Below are 17,387 nucleotides of genomic sequence, written 5' to 3'. Positions count from 1 at the left end.
TCGCCCCGGAACTTCAGCAGCAGCTCGTTGAACGGTTTCGGGCTGTCCAGCGAGGACAAGTGGCTTCCGCCGGCGATGATGCTGAGCATCTCCGCGGTCACGCGCGCCGCCGCCTGCGCCGTTGTCCAGAACCCGCTGGCAGGCAAGGCTGCCGAAGACCTTTTGGAGCTTGTCTCCTATGGCGCCGAACTCGGAGACCTGCTCGTGCGCGAGGCGGCGATGCTTCTTTCGAAACCCGTCGTCTCCTATGGCAAGGCCGCTATTGTCGGTCCTGGCGGAGACATCGAACATGCCGCAGCGATCCTCCATCCGCGCATGGGCAAGCCTATCCGGGCGTTCATTGGCGGCGGCAAGGCGCTGATCTCGTCGACACAGAAGGTCGCCACGGCGGGAAGTTCGATCGACGTGCCGCTCGGCCACAAGGACGAAGCCTGGTCATTCGACCACATCGACACAATGACGGTGGCGGTGCGCAGCGCGCCACGGGCGGACGAGATCGTGGTTGTCGTCGCCTTGTCGGATGGCGGCCGCCCCAGACCCAGGCTTAGCGACTAGGTCCAATCTACATTCAGGATTCTCAACGCGGCATTGTGCTGATTCATGGCGTTCCGAAGTCTGTGATTCGGAGCGCGATGAATGGCCAAGCGATACGAACTGACGAACGCGCAGTGGGAGCACATTGCCTCGCTGTTGCCGGGTAAAGCAGGCGATCCGGGCCGCACCGCCGCCGACAATCGCCTATTCGTCGACGGCGTTCTGTGGGTGCTGCGCTCCGGCGCCCACTGGCACGACCTGCCGGCGCGATACGGCAAATGGAAGAGCGTCCACACCCGCTTCTCGCTGGGCCAAGAAAGGTGTGTGGGAGCGCGTCTTCAAAGCCCTCGTCGATGATCCCAACAACGAATATCTCATGCTCGACACCACCCTGGTTCGTGCCCACCAGCAGGCAGCGAGCGGAAAAGGGGGGACGAGAACCAGGCTCTGGGGCGTTCCCAGGGAGGACTGACCACCAAGATCCACATGCTTGCCGATGCATTCGGCCGGCCGCTGCGCTTCATGCTCACCGGCGGGCAGGTGCACGACATCGTCACTGCCCCGATGCTTCTGGAAGGCATCCAGGGGACTGCCGTAGTCGCCGACAAAGCCTACGACAGCAACGGCTTGCGCCAGATCATCGCCGACGCCGGCATGCGCGCCATCATTCCCTCCAAGCGATCCCGCAAAGTGCAGATCCCGCACGACGCCGTCCTCTACAAAACCCGCAACCGCATCGAACGCTGCTTCAACAAGCTCAAGCACTTCAGACGCTTCGCAACGCGCTTCGATCGTCGCGTCCTGCACTTCCTTGCTTTCATCCACCTCGCCGCAGCCATGCTATGGATGCACTGAATGTCGATACAGCCTAGTTCTGGCAAGCGCCGCGCTGCGGCGTGCCGCGCGTTTGGCGCGGCGAAGACAGCCTGGCGTATTTGCGCAACCTCTATGAGGAGCGCTTCCCTGTTCCCCGTTCGATGAACCGGCCACGCCCGGGCTTGCCCAGGAACGACCCGCCATCTGCGAGGACCTCGCCGCGGCTGATCGTCATTTGCGGATATCCACGCACCGATATGCCGTCGTAGGAGCTGTAATCGATGTCGGAATGGAGCGTCTCGGCCGAGAACGTGAATTCCTTGTTCGGATCGAACACCACCACATCCGCGTCGTAGCCGGGCAGGAGCTGACCCTTTTTGGGGAGGCCGAAGATTTTCGCAGGGTTGGTGCAGCACACCTCGACCCACCTGTTGCGGCTGAGCCTGCCTGCGTTCACGCCGAAATGATGAATCAGCGCCAGACGGGCCTCGATACCCGATATCCCATGGGCGGGTTGGCCCGGGGGCCGCTTGCGCGGACCATGGTCGGTGGACACGATGTCGAGAGTGCCATCCGCGAGAGCCTGCCAAAGCGCATCTTGATGGCGCTTCTCCCGTATCGGCGGGCTGGTCTGGATGGAGAAACCGTTGGCCAGGGTTCGCTCATAGTCGTCGCTGGTGTAAACCAGATAGGCCACGCAGACCTCGCCATACACGCTCTGACCACGTGCTTTGGCGTGCCTGATCTCGCGCACGCCTTCCTCGCAGGTCTGGTGATAGAGGATCAGGCGGGCGCCGGTGTGCGCCGCGAAGGCTATCACGCGATGGACGGCCTCGCCTTCGGTCGCGGAAGGAAGTGCCGACAGATACCACTCCGTGCCGGTCTTGCCTTCCTTCGCCAGACGGGCCTTCAGCATCCTGATGATGTCGTCGTTTTCGGCGTGGACCACCGCGAGGCCGTCGCGTTCGGCGATGACTTCCATCGCGCTGAAGATGGTGGCGTCGTTCAGCCGGTAGCCGTCATAGGCCATGAACATCTTGATGGAGGTGACCCCGCGATCGAAGATGTCGTGCAATTCTCCAATTCGCGACGGGTCGGTGTCGCGTATCGTGAGGTTGAACGCATAGTCGATCACCGCCTCGCCTTCGGCCTCCTTTTGCCGGACATCCAATTCCTTGACGAGATTGACGCCGGAATAGGGCGACGCGAAATCGACGAATGTCGTCACGCCGCCGATCGCAGCGGCCCTGCTGCCGACCCCGAACGAATCCGCACCCGGCGTATAGAGCGGGGCGTAGCGCGGGTCGGTCAGATGCACATGCGCATCGATGGCTCCGGGAAGCACATAACGACCCCGCGCGTCGATTTCCCTCTGCCCGACCAACCCCTGCCCAATGGCAGCGATCTGTTCGCCGTTTATGGCCACATCGGCAAGAAACGTATCATTGGCGGTGATCACCGTGCCGTTTTTGACAACCAGATCGTAGCTCATGGAGTTTCCACCTTCAGCTTGGTGAGAATTCAGAGGGGCGCACCGCGTGATGCGACGCCGATAGGGGCAAGGTCCCTGCCCTCCCAGATTTCGGGAGGGCGTGAACCGTCTTCCAGTCGACGGCGAGCCGGCGCTGTCTAGGCCTTCACGACTGCGTAATCCTTGGCGAAGATGAACTCCGACGGGTGCTTCTCGAAGCCCTTCACCTTCTTGTCCATCACGGTCTGCTGGTCGCGCCAGTAAGGCTGGATGATCGGGCTTTCGTCCTGCAGGATCAGCTCGATCTTCTCCATCACCTTGGAGCGCTCCTTCGGATCGAGGATGCCCTCGGCCTGGGTCAGCAGTTTGTCGAATTCGGCGTTGGAGAAATGCGACTCGTTCCATGCCACGTTCGAGCGGTAGGCCAACCCCAGCGTCATGATGCCGAGCGGCCGATGGCTCCATCCCGTGATGGAGAACGGAACCTTGGTCCATATGTCCCAATATTGGGCATTCGGCAGGGTCTTGATGTTGATCTTCACCCCGATGTCCTTGAACTGCTCGACCAGCGTCTGAGCCATGGCGACCTCATAGGCCGGTTCGGAGCGCGTGATCATGTCGTGCTCGAACCCATCCGGGAATCCGGCGTCGGCCAGAAGCTTCTTCGCTTTCTCGACGTCTCGATCGATCTTGGGCAAAGGAGCATATTCCGGATGCGACGGGGCGACGTGGTGATCCTCCCCTTCCGCTCCACCGCCGAGCAGGGCCAATTGAATGATCTTGTTGCGATCCACGGCGAGCCTCATCGCCTGGCGCACGCGCTTGTCGGCGAACGGACCTTCCGGGTGCATGCGCGCGACCGTCGTCTGGGCCGACGGGACGCTGTAGACGGCAACATGCGGGAAACTCTTCATCGAGTTGATTTCGACGCGATCCGCAGTCGACAGGCCATCGACCTGTTTCGAGGCCATGGCGGCGATGCCGGCCCCGGCGCCGTCACCAAGATCGACGAAGGCGAACGTGTCGAGGTACGGGCCTCCGCCCCAATAGTCCGTCCTGGCCTTGAACTTGGCGTTCTTTCCGATGTTGTATTCGATGAGTTCGAACGGCCCGGTTCCGTTCGTGCCGACGCCGAACGCACCATTGTCGTTGGGATCGATGATCGGCATCGCGTAGTGGAAGAAATGTTCCGCCACCGCCACCTGGGGCGACTTGCAATTCAGCCTGACGGTATGATCGTCGACCTTCTCGATGGCATTGTCGGACCACAGGCGGCTCGACATCTTTGCGTTGGCCTTGTGGTCCTTCTCGCCGGTATCGTACTGTTCGACGAGGTAACCCGTCATCAGGCCCAGCATCGAAGAGCCGACCTTGGGATCGCAGACACGCTTGAGGTTCCATACGACGTCGTCGGCGGTGAAGTCCCTGCCGTCGTGCCATTTCACGCCCTTGCGAACATGCAGCGTCCAGGTTTTCAAGTCGTCGCTGACATCCCATTTCTCCAGAAGGTAAGGACGGGTGATGTTATCGCGATCGGTGAAGGTCAGAAATTCGCAAACTTGGCGGATGACGTTGGACTTCTCGTAGAAGTCGATGGTGTGGGGATCCTTGATCTCCTGGCAACGCATGCCGATCCGCAGATTTCCACCTTTCGGCATATCCTCGGCGCGAGCCTGGGACATAGGCTCGGGCAGCCCCGCCATGGCATAGGCGGCCGTCGCCGAAAGCCCAAGCAGCGTTGCCTTCCTGAGAAAGTCGCGGCGGCCGATCCGGCCGTCCTTCATCTGGTCGAGAAGCGTAGGAATATAGGGATGCGATGCTTTTTCCACGGTATTACCTCCCAGTTGCCGCAGGTCTAGATCATGCGATAACCCTTTGGCGCGCCACGATTTTCATAATCAGGCCCGCAGTCTCTTGCCATCGGGGTCGAAAGGCGGCCGGTCGAGCAACACGGCCTTATGCGGGTGGCCGAGGATCGCGACCGTGACCGCTTCGCCGGACTTGACGGAGCCCGCCTTCACGTAGCCAAGCGCCAGCGACATGCCGACATGGTAGCCATAGGCGCCGGACGTGACCTGGCCGACCGGCGTGCCGTCCGGCAGGAAGATCGGCTCGCCGCCCGTGGCATCGGCATCCTCCGCCTCGATCGAGATCATGATCAACTCGTCGCGCGCCGGCTTGGACGCCAGCGCAGCATAGGCGCCCCGATTGAGGAAATCGCCCTTGTCCATCTTGACCAGCCGGTCGAGCCTGACCTCCTGCGGCCAGTATTCGGGTGAATATTCGCGACCCCAACTGCCGTAGCCTTTCTCGACCCTGAGTGACATCAGCGCGCGCGAGCCGACCGGCCCGCCGCCTTCCTGCCGCGCGGCGTCGAGCAACGCGCTGTAAAGAGCAGTCTGGTCCTTCTCTTCGCAGTAGAGTTCCCAGCCGAGGTCTCCGGTGAAGGACACGCGCAATGCGATGACATCGACGCGTGCAACGGTGATGCGGCGCGATGCCATGAAGGGGAAGGATTCGGTCGTCAGATCGTCATTGGTAAGTCGCTGCAGCACCGCGCGCGACTTCGGTCCGGCAACATTAAAGCCGCACATCGCCTCGGTCAGCGAGCGGAACGTGGTGTCTGGAGGCAACGGCACCATCTTGAAGAAGCGCTGATGGTAGCGTTCGGCCATGCCGGAGCCGAAAATGCGATATTCGTCTTCGCCGAGCTTGGTCACCGTGAAGTCGCCGGCAATGCCGCCGCGCTTGCCGATCAGCGGCGTCAGGCAGGATTTGCCGACCTTGGCAGGGATCTTGTTGGCGAAGAGTGCGTTCAGCCAAGCCTCGGCACCCGGCCCCTTCACCTCGTATTTGGCGAAGTTGGAAACATCGATAACGCCGACGTGGTCGCGCAGCATGCGCGCCTCGCGGCCGACGGGATGCCACCAGTTCTGCCTGGTGAACCCTATCGTCTCTTCTCGAGGCTCGCCGTCGGTCGAGAACCACAGCGGATGCTCCCAGCCGAAATTCAGGCCGAAGACCGCGCCCTTATCCTTCTGCATGGCATAGGCCGGTCGCGTCCGCACCGGCCGCCCTGCCGCGCGCTCCTCATTCGGGAAATGGATCTTGAAACGGTGGCTGTACTGATCCTGCACCCGCGCCTTGACGAAGGCCTTGCTTGCCCAGTGGCCGAACCGGGCGAGATCCCAGCCGAACATGTCGAGCGTCGGCTCGCCCTCGATCATCCACTCTGCGGCGAGTTTGCCGAGTCCGCCGGATTGCGAGAATCCAGGGATGAGGCCGTTGCAGCAGAAATAGTTCCTCAACTCCGGAACGGGCCCGAACAGCGCCGCGCTATCCGGCGACCAGATCATCGGCCCGTTGATGACCTTCTTGATGCCCGCGGCGCCAACCGCCGGCACGCGTGCGATGGCGCGCATCATGTTTTCCTCGATGCGCTCCAGATCGTCGGGGAAGAGCTCATGGCCGAAATCCAGCGGCGTGCCGTCCTCCGCCCAGAATTTCATCGCCCGCTCATAGGCGCCGATCAGCAGGCCAAGGCCCTCCTGGCGGAGGTAGTATTCGCCGTCGCGGTCGGCGACCGAAGGCAGGCGCCTGCCCATATTGGCGATTTCCGGGATGGTCTCGGTCACGAAATACTGGTGCTCGGTGGGGATCAGCGGAAGTTCCAGCCCGGCCATGGCGGCGACCTCGCGTCCCCACAGGCCGGCGGCGTTGACCACCCATTGCGCGTGCACGTCGCCTTTGGTGGTGCGCACGATCCAGCTGCCGTCCGGCTGCTGCTCCGTTCCTGTCACAGGGGTAAAACGGTGGATCTCGGCGCCGCGCTGGCGCGCGCCGGCGGCATAGGCCATCGTGACGCCCGAAGGATCGACGTTGCCGCCCTCGGGTTCGTACATGATGCAGCGTATGCCATCGAAATCCACCAGCGGGTGCAGGCGCTCAGCCTCGGCCCGGTCGACCTGGTAGAAATTCATCTTGTAGCGGCGGGCCTTGGCCTCCTGCAGCCTGAGCTGATGTTCCCGCGCCTCGGTCTGGGCAAGGTAGAGCGATCCCGGCTGGAAGACGCCGCAGCCCTGCCCCGTCTCCTTCTCCAGCTCCTTGTAGAGCGCCATCGTGTAATGCTGCAGACGGCTGATGTTGGTGGAGTCGTGCAGGCCGTGGATGTTGGCCGCCGCGTGCCAAGTCGAGCCCGAGGTCAGTTCATCGCGCTCGAATAGCACGACATCGGTCCAGCCATGTTTCGCGAGATGATAAAGGATGGAGCATCCGATCAGACCGCCGCCGATCACAACAGCCTGGGCATGGGTCCGCATTTCACGTGTTCCTTTTGGCTCTAGGTCCGAGGGCAGGCAGATTTGCAATTGGCATGATGGTGACTGAGGGCTGGGCTCGGCTTACGCTCGCCGGCATGCCCTCACTTTTTCGAGTATCGGCAGTGTAGAAAGCCCGACAAATGGCTGTAAAGCCTGCCATTGGGCGCCAATCCCGGTTTCGGCTATGATTTTGGCCAAAAAAAACGAGGTCATAGCCACATTAATCTTCGTTTGTGGACAGGGGTGCCCGGTGTAGCTTCTAGTGGGGAAATGAGCAGCTGTATCAACGGCGCCACGAATGGGAGTCACCGCTATGGACATGCATCCGCGGCATGGGGACAGGCCGGTTTTCCGGCAAGCCTTTTCGCCGACCACGCATTGTCACCACGGGCCTTGGAGTTGCGCGTCCGCCAGCGAGTTCGGTTCCTTGCCGACCGAACGGCAGCGCCGAAACGCCCATCCAACCAGCGCATTGTGACAACTCGGAGGTCAAGATCTTGGATAAGGCTCCACACGCGTATATCCCGACACTCGTCGATCAGCTCAACGATGGCGCGATCAGCCGCAGGGACTTCCTGCGCAAGTCGACGCTGCTCGGTCTTTCGGCCGGAGCGGCCTATGCCATGGCCGGTCTCGTCGACCCGTCGACGCAGGCCCGCGCGCAGGATTTGCCGAAAGGCGGAAACCTGCGCATCGGCATGCGCTGCATGGAGATCAAGGACCCGCATCTGGCCGACTTCGCCGAGAAGTCGAACATCATTCGCCAGGTCTGCGAATATCTGACCTTCACCGACCGCAACAACATCACCCATCCCTATCTGCTCGAAAAGTGGGACGTCAGCGACGACCTGAAGACTTGGACGCTGCACATCCGCAAGGACGTGAAATGGCGCGACGGCAGAGCGCTGAACGCCGACGACGTGGTCTGGAACCTGAAGCGGGTCAGCGATCCGGCTGTCGGGTCCTCCGTGCTCGGCCTGTTCACCGGCTACCTGGTCGAGGAATACGACACCGGCGAAAAGGACGACAAGGGCAATCCCAAGAAATCGAGCCGGCTGTGGTCCGACAAGGCGATCGAGAAGGTCGACGACAGCACGGTGCGGCTCAACCTGTTGTCGCCGCAGATCGCGGTCGCCGAACACCTGTTCCACTATCCTATGTTCATTCTCGACCCGAAGGACAACGGCGCCTTCGGTCCGAGCGCCAATGGCACCGGAGCGTTCGAGATCGTCGAATACACGGTCGGCAAGGGCGCGAAATACAAGGCGCGAGCTGATTATTGGGGCGGCGCGCCGCATCTCGACACGTTCGAGTTCGTCGACCTCGGCGACAATCCGGGCGCCGGCATCGCGGCAATGGCCTCCAAGCAGGTTGACGGACTGTCGGAAGCCGACGCGGTCCAGATCAATTCGATGAAGGCTTTCCCCCACGTCGCGATCCATAAGGTCGAAACCACGCAGACCATCGTGATGCGCATGCATCCCGACGTCGAGCAATTCAAGGACAAGCGCGTGCGCCAGGCCATGCGCTACGCGATCGATCGCGACAAGATCATCCAGACGGTCCTGCTCGGCGCCGGCACGTCGGCGGAAGACCACCACGTGGCGCCGTCGCATCCCGAGTACGCCGCGCTGCCGAAATGGCCGCGCGACATCGAGAAGGCAAAGAAGTTGATGGCCGACGCCGGCCAGGGCGATGGCTTCGAGATCGACGTCGTGACAAGGCCCGATCCGATCTGGGAACTGAACACGACACAGGCGATGGCCGAGCAGTTGAAGGACATCGGCATCAAAGCCAACATCAAGTCGCTGCCGAGCGCCCAGTATTGGGAAGTGTGGACCAGCGCGCCGTTCAGCCTGACGGCATGGGGGCATCGCCCGCTCGCCATCATGACGCTCGGCCTAGCCTACCGCACCAATGGAGCGTGGAACGAGTCGCATTTCTCCAATGCCGAGTTCGACAAGCTGCTCACCCAGGCCGAAGGCATCCTCGACCCGAAGGAGCGTTCCAAGGTGATGGAGAAGATCGAGCTGATCATGCAGGACGAAGGGCCGATCGTGCAGCCGTTCTGGCGCATCTTCTCGACCGTGATGGACAAGAAGGTGCAGGGTTTCGAACTCCATCCTTCGCAGTATATCTTCGCCAAGGACTACGCGGTCGTCGCCGCCTGACCAATTTGCCCGGCCGCCTTCGAGGCGACCGGTCATTCAACCCCGATTGCATCAGGAGCGGACATTCCGGCCGATGGCGAGATTCGTTGCGAGACGACTGGCGATGATGCTGCTCACCATGGTGGCGGCTTCGTTTCTTGTTTTTGCCGTCTGTGAATTCACGCCGGGCAGCGTCGCGCGCAAATCCCTCGGGCCTTTCGCGACCCAGGAACAGGTCGATTTCCTCACCAGGAAGCTGAAGGCGGATGATCCGCTGCTGGTGCGTTACGGCCGCTGGGCGGGCATACTGCTCGGCGTCATTCCGGACCCGCTTCAGGACCCCAGCACCGGGCTCAATTTCACGGACCCGCGAGGCGCCCAGTACTTCGGCAATTTCGGCTATTCGACGCTCAACAAGCTGCCCGTCAACGATGTGATCTGGGACCGGCTCGGCAATACGGCGATCCTGGCCGGACTGGCCTTCCTGTTGATCGTGCCCTTGTCGATTGTCTTCGGCATCCTGTCGGGCCTCAAGGAAGGCGGCGTGCTCGACCGGGCATTGTCGGTCATATGCATCACCTTCACCTCGATCCCCGAATTCGCTTCCGGGGTTTTCCTGGTTACCCTGTTCGTCATCCTGTGGCCGGTGCTGCCGGGCACCAGTCCGCTGGATTCCGACGGCGGCTGGTCCATTCCATCGCAACTCGTGCTGCCGGTCGCGGTGCTCGTCATCTACGACTTCGGCTATGTCGCGCGCATGATCCGAGTCTCGATGATCGGCGTGATGGAAAAACCTTTCATCCGCACCGCGGTGCTGAAGGGCATGAGCACGCGCCAAGTGGTGATGGGCCACGCCCTGCGCAACGCCATGATCACGCCTTTCACGGTGCTTCTGCTGCAGATCAACTTCCTCATCAGCGGCGTGGTGGTGACGGAACTCGTCTTCGCCTATCCCGGCTTCGGTCGGCTGCTGCTCGACGCCAGCCTGTTCGGCGACATCGCGACCATCGAAGCCGCCACGCTGATCACCGTCGCCATCGCGGTCACGACGCAGTTCCTTGGTGACCTCGGTTACATGCTGCTTGACCCACGCATAAGGTTGAAATGAACGCAGTGGCCGAACAGAGAGCGATGGACGGGACGGCTGCCAAGCCGACGGGCAGGACGCGCCTGAAATGGGCGCGGATGCTGCGCTCGCCGACCGCGATGATCGGATTATTCCTGGTGGGCTTCTGGGTACTGGCAGCGATCCTCGCGCCCGTCCTGCCGCTCTACTCGCCGACCGAACAGGACGTGATGGCGCTCGCCGACCCGACGCCTTCGGCCGCGCATTGGCTTGGCGTCGATATCCTCGGCCGCGATGAGCTGTCGCGGCTGATCTTCGGCGCACGCACCGTGCTGGTGGTGGCGCCGCTCTCCGTCGCCGTCGCCATGATAGTCGGCATCACGCTGGGAATGATCGCCGGTTATTACGGGGGCTGGATCGATGCCCTCATCAGTCGGCTGTCCGACATCATCCTCGCCTTCCCGGTGCTGGTCCTCTACGTCATACTGATCGCCAATATCGGCCCGTCCGTCTTCAACATCGTCATCGCCTCGACCGTCGCTTCGGCCCCGGGCATCGGGCGAATAACGCGAGGGCTGGTGCTCGGCCTGAAGGAGCAGGAATACATCGCTGCGGCTAGGCTGCGCGCCGAAAGCACGCTCTACATCATGCTGGTCGAGCTGCTGCCCAACTGCCGCGGCATGCTGATCGTCGATGCCTGCCTGCGCATCGGCTACACGATCATCACCATCGGCATCCTCGGCTTCCTCGGCCTCGGCCTGCCGCCGCCCAACCCCGATTGGGGCGGCATGGTCAAGGAAAGCACGACCGTGCTCAACGTCTGGCCGCTGATGTCGGTGCTGCCGTCGATTGCAATCGTCAGCCTGGTGCTCGGCTTCAACCTCCTGGCCGACGGCCTGCGGGAAGCCTGGAAGCCATGATTCCGACTGCTGACATATTGGCGCCAGCGCCGAAGGGGCAAGCCGCGGACGCCCCGCTGCTCGAGGTCCGAGACCTGCGCATCGAGTTTCGCGCCAAGGCGGAGACCGTCGTTGCCGTGCCAAGCTTGTCGTTCGAGGTCAGACCGGGCGAAAGTTATGGGCTGGTCGGCGAATCCGGCTGCGGCAAGAGCACGACCGCGATGGCCATCATGGGCTATCTCGGCGCCACCGGCCTGATCGCCGGCGGCAGCATCCGCTTCGAAGGCGAGGATCTGGTCGGCGCGCCGGCACACAGACTGCGCTCCATGCGCGGGCGGCGCATCGCCATGGTCTATCAGGATCCGATGAGCGCGCTCAATCCGGTCAAGACCATCGGCGCGCAGCTTGCCGAAGTGCCGATGCTCCATCTCGACGCCAGCCGAACCGACGCGCTCGACATGGCGGCAGCCATGCTGAAGGACGTGCGCCTGCCAGACGCCGGCGACATGCTGAAGCGGTATCCGCATCAGCTTTCCGGCGGCCAGCAGCAGCGGGTCGTGATCGCCATGGCGCTTCTGGGCAGGCCTTCGCTGCTGCTGCTCGACGAGCCGACCACCGGCCTCGACGTCACGGTGGAATCGGCGGTGATCGACCTGATTGGGGAGCTGCGCCAGCGCTACGGCACCAGCCTGCTGTTCATCTCGCACAATCTCGGCCTGATCGCCGAGAGCTGCGACCGCGTCGGCATCATGTATTCCGGCGAACTGGTCGAAGAAGCGCCGACAGGCGAGCTGTTCGGCCAACCGCGGCACCCCTACACGCAAGGGCTGATCGACTGCATTCCCGACATCGACCACGGCAAGCACAGCCGCACGCTGGCTGCCATTCCGGGTCACATCCCGCTGCCCTCGGAGCGGCCGCGCGGCTGCCTGTTCGGGCCGCGCTGCGCCGGTTTCAAGGCCGGCCTGTGCGACCAGCCCGGAATCATCCTCGAACCGGCGGGAGAGCACCATCTGGTGCGCTGCGTGCGCTGGCCTGAACTCGACCCCGGTCGCCGCGACCTGCCGACGCTGGCCGAAGAGAGAACGGCGCCGGAGGCCGCAATAGCCGTATCGGATGTCACCAAGCTCTACCACCTCAGCAACCACAGGACGCTGAAGGCCAACGAGCATGTATCTTTCGAGGCCGGCAAGGCCGAAATCGTCGCGCTGGTCGGCGAGTCCGGTTGCGGCAAGTCGACCCTTGCGCGCATCGTCACCGGCCTCGACCGCGCCACGTCGGGTGAAATCCGCATGGCCGGCGAAAACATCGCAAAGATCGAAGCAGCCTCTCGGCCTAAACAATTGCTGCAATCGATCCAGATGGTGTTCCAAAATCCGGATTCGACGCTGAATCCCTCGCACAGCGCCGGCTTCTCCATCCGCCGATCGTTGAAGAAATTCGGCATTCGCACGGGCAAGACAGCCATCGACCAGCGCATGCGCGAACTGCTCGAGATGGTGCGGCTTTCGCCGGACTTCGCGGCGCGTAAGCCAAGCCAGTTGTCGGGCGGACAGAAACAGCGCATCGCCATTGCCCGCGCCTTCGCTTCCGACCCGTCGCTGATCGTCGCCGACGAGCCGGTATCGGCGCTGGACGTCTCGGTGCAAGCGGCGGTGGTGACGCTGCTGCTCGATATCCAGCGGACCCGCCACGCGACGATGCTGTTCATCAGCCACGATCTGGCGCTGGTGCGCCATGTCGCCGACAAGGTCGTGGTCATGTACCTCGGCAAGGTGATGGAGAAAGGCACGGTCGATGAAATCTTCGGCGGCGCCACCCATCCCTACACCGAGGCACTGATTTCGGCGATCCGCAGCATGAAAGCGGAAGGCGCCGGGCGCAGGCGGATCACGCTGACCGGAGACACGCCTAGTCCCGTCAACGTTCCTGCCGGCTGCCGCTTTGCCAGCCGATGCCATCGCAAGGTGGGTCCTATTTGCGACAGCGAGCCGCCGCCGATCCGCACAATGTCCCCCACGCACGAGATCGCCTGCCATATTCCGAAGACGGATCTGGCCGCGCTCACCCTCATGGACGAGGCGCGTGGCCCTGAATGAGGACATGGTCGCTGGCCCGTCTCTGGCGTCAGGCGGAACGATCGCGCGCCATCCTGCCGATCATGGCGCTCATCTGCCTGGCCGGCATCGGCAGCTCCATGCTGACGACGGCCGTGTCACTGGCCTTGAGCGCGCCGGGCATCGCGCCCCGAAACGTGCAATTGGTGCTCACCGCCTACCCGCTCGGGTTCCTCGTCGGTTGTCTCATTGCTCGTCCACTGGTGTCGCGGGTAGGCCACGAGCGCGCCTTTTTCATCATAACCGTGATCGCGGCGATCGGCACATCAGGCTTCGTGTTCACCGATCTGCTGCCGGCATGGTTCTGCTTCCGCCTGCTCGGAGGGCTGGCCATGGCGGCCATGTTCGTCGTGTGCGAAAGCTGGATCAATCTTTATGCTGACCAGCACAATCGCGGCAGGCTGTTTTCCGTCTACATGATGACAACAGCGATCGCCGTGCTGCTCGGCCAGGTGCTTTTGGAGATCGTCGGGGCACACTCGCCCCATCTGTTCGGGGTCAGCGCGGCCACGGTATTAATGGCAGTGCTTGCACGCTTCGTCTCAAAGCCATGGCCTGCCCTGCCCGCTCCGCAGTATGAACCGTCCGTGCCGGACATCCCGGCGAAGGAAGAGCGTTACGGCGTCATCCAGTTGCTGCGGCTGGCGCCCGTTACGGTGGTCAGCGTCTTCCAGGCCGGCGTCACCAACATGAACGTTTTCGTTCTGACCCCGATCTATGGCGCCAAGATCGGGCTATCCGCCAGCGCGACCGTCGGCCTGGTGACGACCGTCAGCATCGCCGGGATGCTGGCGCAAACGCCAGTCGGATGGCTCTCGGACCGGTTCGACAGGCGTGTGATACTGCTCATCCAGGGCCTGCTTTCGGTGTCGCTCTGCGCATCGATCGCCTGGATCGGAACCAGGCCGCTGCCATTCCTCTTCCTGCTGTTCTTCCTCTATGGCGCCACGGCGCTGACCGTGTATCCGGTGGCGATCGCCTTCGCCAATTCGCGAACGCACAGCCGTCATATGGTTGCCGCTTCCGGCACGTTGCTGCTGCTCTATTCAATCAGCAATATCCTGACGCCCGGCCTGTCCGCGGCGCTCATGGAGCACACCGCCCCGCAGGCCATGCTGTTCGTGCTCGGCACCGGCGGCATTCTGGTGGCAATCGCGGCTTGCATCAACTTGCGGCAGCGCCCGGTGGGGATTGTGGTCGTGCAGCCCTCGGGAGGCGAGCCGTGACAGCCGCTGCATCCCCCCTGCCCGGCCGCCTGACCGGCAAGGTCATTCTGATCACCGGCGCCGCAAGCGGGATCGGCGCCGCGATCGCACGCCGATGCGTCGAGGAGAACGCTCGCGTCGCCTGCGCGGATCGCGACATGGCGGCAACGCAGGCGCTTGTCGCCAGTCTCGGATCGAACGCCTTGGCGGTCGGCTGCGACGTCACCGATCTGGATTCGGTCAAATCCGCGGTCGCCACTACAGGCCGGGCATTCGGTGGGCTGGACGGTCTGGTCCACAATGCCGCCGCCCCATCGACCGACGGCACGGTCGCCGATCTCGCGCTCGACAAATGGCGGCTGGAGCTGGACGTCAGCCTCACCGGCGCCTTCCTGGTCTCCAAATTCGCAGTGCCCCTGATGGCGGCCGGCGGCGGCGGCTCGATCGTCCTGATCGGCTCGCAATTCGCGCGCGTGGCCGTCGGCAAGGCGGTGGCCTATTGCGCGGCCAAGGCCGGCCTCATCCATCTCGCCAAGGCCATGGCCGTCGACCATGCCGGGCAACACATCCGCGTCAACAGCCTGTCGCCCGGCGCTGTCGCGACCGCGCGCCTGCTGCAACGCTGGCCGGACCTGAAGGCGGCCGACGAGGGTCTCGGGCCGGCGCATCTGCTCGGGCGCATTGCCCAACCTGAAGAGATCGCCGCCGCCTGCGCCTTCCTGCTTTCGTCCGATGCCTCATTCGTCACCGGCACGGACCTTCTCGTGGATGGCGGCTATGCCGTACGCTGAACCCCTTTCCGGTATTGGAGGTTGATCCGATGACCCTGCTCGTCACTGGCGGCACCGGCTTCGTCATGAGCGTCGTCGCCCGCGCCTGGCTCGACCGCGACCCGACCGCGCGGGCTGTGGTCCTGGACCGGTCTAATCTCGACGCGGCCGCCGAAAAGCATTTCGCGCCGGTGCGCGATAGGCTCACCGTCGTCAGCGCCGATATTCTCGACCCGAAGACATGGTCCGCCGCGCTGGACGGGCAGAACATCTCGGCCATCGTGCACGGTGCGACCATCACCCCGATCTCGCGCGGCAGCGCTTCGGAAGCCAAGCGGCAGCCTGAGGCCGAGGACCCGGCGCGCATCGTCGACGTCAATCTCATGGGCACGGTGCACATGCTGGACTGGGCGCGCACGCGGCCTGCCCTGAAGCGCTTCGTCTATGTCAGTTCCGGCTCCGTCTACCGGCACAACGGGCCGGACTGGAGCGGCGAGCCGCTGCCAGAGGACGGCTATGTCGCGCCGCTCACGCTCTACGGCATCTCCAAATTCGCCTCCGAAATGGTGGCCAATCGGTACGCCGACCTGTTCGGTCTGTCGGCGATCTCGGTGCGTCTCGCGTCCGTGTACGGGCCGATGGACCGCGCCACGGAGAGCCGGAATTTCCGCCATGTTCCAAACCGCGTCGCGCACATGGCATTGGCCGGCGAGACGATCAGGCCGAACAGCCTTGAACCGGTCGGTGACTACGTCACTTCCACCGATGTCGCCGCTGCCATTCTGGCGCTGATCGACGCGCCGCGCCTCAATTATCGCCACTACAATATCGGTTCCGGCGGCGGCCAGACGATCGGCGACATCATCGGGTGGACGCGCGAGCGGGTTCCAGGTTTGAAGGCCGAGGTCAGCGCCGGCGACGATGCCAATATCGTCCAGGACACGTCACTGAAAGGCGGCATGTGGGGGGCCTACGATATCGCCCGGATCATGCGCGACACCGGGTGGCGGCCGCGCCCCGGCAAGGAAGCCTTCCACGCCTATATGGATTGGATTTCCGCCAACGAGACGAATTGAGAGGGATTGCCATGGCGCCGAACGCTGCTTCACATCCGGCAAACGCCCAGCCGCGCGACTTCGTCGGCTATGGGGCGAACCCACCCTATGTGATCTGGCCGGGTGGCGCAAAGGTCGCGATCAACCTCGTGCTGAACTACGAGGAAGGCTCGGAATACAACTGGCTGGACGACGGCCGCAACGACAATTGGGGCGAGTACAACAACAACGGCACATCTCCGCACCGCGACCTCGGCACCGAGACGCATTTCGAATATGGCAGCCGGGTCGGCGTCTGGCGGCTCGCCCGGCTTTTCGACCGCTACAACGTGCCGATCACGGTTTCGGCCTGCGCGGTGGCGCTGGAGAAGAACCGCGCCGTCGCCGAATGGATGAATTCGCGCGGCCACGACCTGCTCGGGCATGGGCTGCGCTGGACCGACTATCCCGGCATGCCGCGCGAGGAAGAGGACCGGCAGTTGCACGAGGCGATCGCGCTCTACCAGAAGGTGCTTGGCCGCCGGCCGCTGGGCTGGAATTGCCGGTCGTTCCCGAGTGTCAACACACGTGACCTGCTGGTGCGAGAGGGCGGCTTTCTCTATCACTCCGACCCCTGCAACGACGAATTGCCCTATTTCGTCGACCATGGCGGCCAGCGCATCCTGGTCGTGCCCTATTCCAAGACGCTCAACGACAGCCGCTTCCTCATCGCGCCGGGCTACAGCAACCCGCGCGACTTCGCCGAGGATTGCCGCTCGGCGATCGACTACATGCTTTGGGAAGCCGACGAGACCGGCGGGCGCATGCTGAACATCTGCGTGCACGCGCGCTGGATGGGTCAGCCGAACCGGGCTGCGGGCCTGCGGGCGGTCATCGAGCATATACAGAAAACGCCTGGCGTTATCTTCATGCGCCGGGCCGACATCGCCCGCTACTGGATTGACAATCAGGACAGTTTTACCCGCAGACAGGGCCGCTAGCAGCG

14 protein-coding genes are annotated in these 17,387 nt (G+C 63.2%); 11 read left to right on the top strand and 3 right to left on the bottom strand.

Annotation, left to right across the window (positions count from 1 at the left end; genetic code table 11):
* Positions 1-27: 27 nt before the first annotated feature.
* From LB566_RS21730 to LB566_RS30385, 3 genes are all read left to right on the top strand, one after another.
* Complete coding sequence (locus LB566_RS21730; RefSeq protein ID WP_140551880.1) at positions 28-555, top strand: amino acid synthesis family protein; 528 nt, start codon at positions 28-30, stop codon at positions 553-555.
* 81 nt (positions 556-636) lie between these two features.
* Entirely contained in the window at positions 637-891 is a 255-nt protein-coding gene (locus LB566_RS30390; RefSeq protein WP_263493258.1) for a transposase, read from the top strand.
* Between the two features lie 12 nt (positions 892-903).
* Complete coding sequence (locus LB566_RS30385) at positions 904-1,389, top strand: IS5 family transposase (RefSeq protein ID WP_281408265.1); 486 nt, start codon at positions 904-906, stop codon at positions 1,387-1,389.
* 91 nt (positions 1,390-1,480) lie between these two features.
* Here LB566_RS30385 and hydA read toward each other — a convergent pair whose 3' ends face one another.
* The 3 genes from hydA to LB566_RS21710 all read right to left on the bottom strand — a co-directional run bounded on the left by hydA (position 1,481) and on the right by LB566_RS21710 (position 7,140).
* On the bottom strand, positions 1,481-2,842 hold the full coding sequence (hydA, locus tag LB566_RS21720) for a dihydropyrimidinase (RefSeq protein ID WP_140551879.1): 1,362 nt from the start codon (positions 2,840-2,842) through the stop codon (positions 1,481-1,483).
* 137 nt (positions 2,843-2,979) lie between these two features.
* Positions 2,980-4,650, bottom strand: coding sequence for an ABC transporter substrate-binding protein (locus tag LB566_RS21715; protein ID WP_140551878.1), 1,671 nt, complete (start codon positions 4,648-4,650; stop codon positions 2,980-2,982).
* A gap of 69 nt (positions 4,651-4,719) precedes the next feature.
* Positions 4,720-7,140: an FAD-dependent oxidoreductase gene (locus LB566_RS21710; RefSeq protein ID WP_140551877.1), complete on the bottom strand. Its 2,421-nt coding sequence runs from the start codon at positions 7,138-7,140 to the stop codon at positions 4,720-4,722.
* A gap of 497 nt (positions 7,141-7,637) precedes the next feature.
* Here LB566_RS21710 and LB566_RS21705 point away from each other — a divergent pair, with 497 nt between their 5' ends.
* The 8 genes from LB566_RS21705 to LB566_RS21670 all read left to right on the top strand — a co-directional run bounded on the left by LB566_RS21705 (position 7,638) and on the right by LB566_RS21670 (position 17,382).
* A complete protein-coding gene (locus tag LB566_RS21705; RefSeq protein ID WP_140551876.1) occupies positions 7,638-9,311 on the top strand; it encodes an ABC transporter substrate-binding protein in 1,674 nt (557 codons plus the stop codon).
* Positions 9,312-9,384: 73 nt separating this feature from the next.
* A complete protein-coding gene (locus LB566_RS21700; RefSeq protein WP_140551875.1) occupies positions 9,385-10,398 on the top strand; it encodes an ABC transporter permease in 1,014 nt (337 codons plus the stop codon).
* The gene (locus LB566_RS21695; protein ID WP_224626857.1) at positions 10,395-11,276 is read left to right on the top strand and encodes an ABC transporter permease; all 882 of its coding nucleotides are present in this window, start codon (positions 10,395-10,397) and stop codon (positions 11,274-11,276) included. Before LB566_RS21700 ends, LB566_RS21695 begins: the two co-directional genes overlap by 4 nt.
* Entirely contained in the window at positions 11,273-13,354 is a 2,082-nt protein-coding gene (locus tag LB566_RS21690) for an ABC transporter ATP-binding protein (RefSeq protein WP_224626854.1), read from the top strand. The genes LB566_RS21695 and LB566_RS21690 overlap by 4 nt, the downstream gene beginning before the upstream one ends.
* A complete protein-coding gene (locus tag LB566_RS21685) occupies positions 13,351-14,598 on the top strand; it encodes an MFS transporter (protein WP_140551873.1) in 1,248 nt (415 codons plus the stop codon). The genes LB566_RS21690 and LB566_RS21685 overlap by 4 nt, the downstream gene beginning before the upstream one ends.
* Positions 14,595-15,368: an SDR family NAD(P)-dependent oxidoreductase gene (locus LB566_RS21680; protein WP_140551872.1), complete on the top strand. Its 774-nt coding sequence runs from the start codon at positions 14,595-14,597 to the stop codon at positions 15,366-15,368. Before LB566_RS21685 ends, LB566_RS21680 begins: the two co-directional genes overlap by 4 nt.
* Before the next feature lie 29 nt (positions 15,369-15,397).
* Positions 15,398-16,423: an NAD-dependent epimerase/dehydratase family protein gene (locus LB566_RS21675; protein ID WP_140551871.1), complete on the top strand. Its 1,026-nt coding sequence runs from the start codon at positions 15,398-15,400 to the stop codon at positions 16,421-16,423.
* A gap of 11 nt (positions 16,424-16,434) precedes the next feature.
* Positions 16,435-17,382, top strand: a complete 948-nt coding sequence (locus LB566_RS21670) for a polysaccharide deacetylase family protein (RefSeq protein ID WP_140551870.1) — start codon at positions 16,435-16,437, stop codon at positions 17,380-17,382.
* Positions 17,383-17,387 lie beyond the last annotated feature (5 nt).

Source organism: Mesorhizobium sp. CA13, from assembly GCF_020165235.1.
Lineage (GTDB): Bacteria > Pseudomonadota > Alphaproteobacteria > Rhizobiales > Rhizobiaceae > Mesorhizobium.
The sequence above is the reverse complement of the archived record's forward strand: the minus strand, read 5'-3'. Positions and strand labels throughout refer to the sequence as shown.

Excerpts from the sequence above, each read along its gene's own strand:
- LB566_RS30390 (WP_263493258.1), top strand. The coding sequence starts at position 637 with ATGGCCAAGCGATACGAACTGACGAACGCGCAGTGGGAGCACATTGCC.
- hydA (WP_140551879.1), bottom strand. The coding sequence starts at position 2,842 with ATGAGCTACGATCTGGTTGTCAAAAACGGCACGGTGATCACCGCCAAT.
- LB566_RS21710 (WP_140551877.1), bottom strand. The coding sequence starts at position 7,140 with ATGCGGACCCATGCCCAGGCTGTTGTGATCGGCGGCGGTCTGATCGGA.
- LB566_RS21700 (WP_140551875.1), top strand. The coding sequence starts at position 9,385 with ATGGCGAGATTCGTTGCGAGACGACTGGCGATGATGCTGCTCACCATG.
- LB566_RS21695 (WP_224626857.1), top strand. The coding sequence starts at position 10,395 with ATGAACGCAGTGGCCGAACAGAGAGCGATGGACGGGACGGCTGCCAAG.
- LB566_RS21690 (WP_224626854.1), top strand. The coding sequence starts at position 11,273 with ATGATTCCGACTGCTGACATATTGGCGCCAGCGCCGAAGGGGCAAGCC.
- LB566_RS21685 (WP_140551873.1), top strand. The coding sequence starts at position 13,351 with ATGAGGACATGGTCGCTGGCCCGTCTCTGGCGTCAGGCGGAACGATCG.
- LB566_RS21675 (WP_140551871.1), top strand. The coding sequence starts at position 15,398 with ATGACCCTGCTCGTCACTGGCGGCACCGGCTTCGTCATGAGCGTCGTC.
- LB566_RS21670 (WP_140551870.1), top strand. The coding sequence starts at position 16,435 with ATGGCGCCGAACGCTGCTTCACATCCGGCAAACGCCCAGCCGCGCGAC.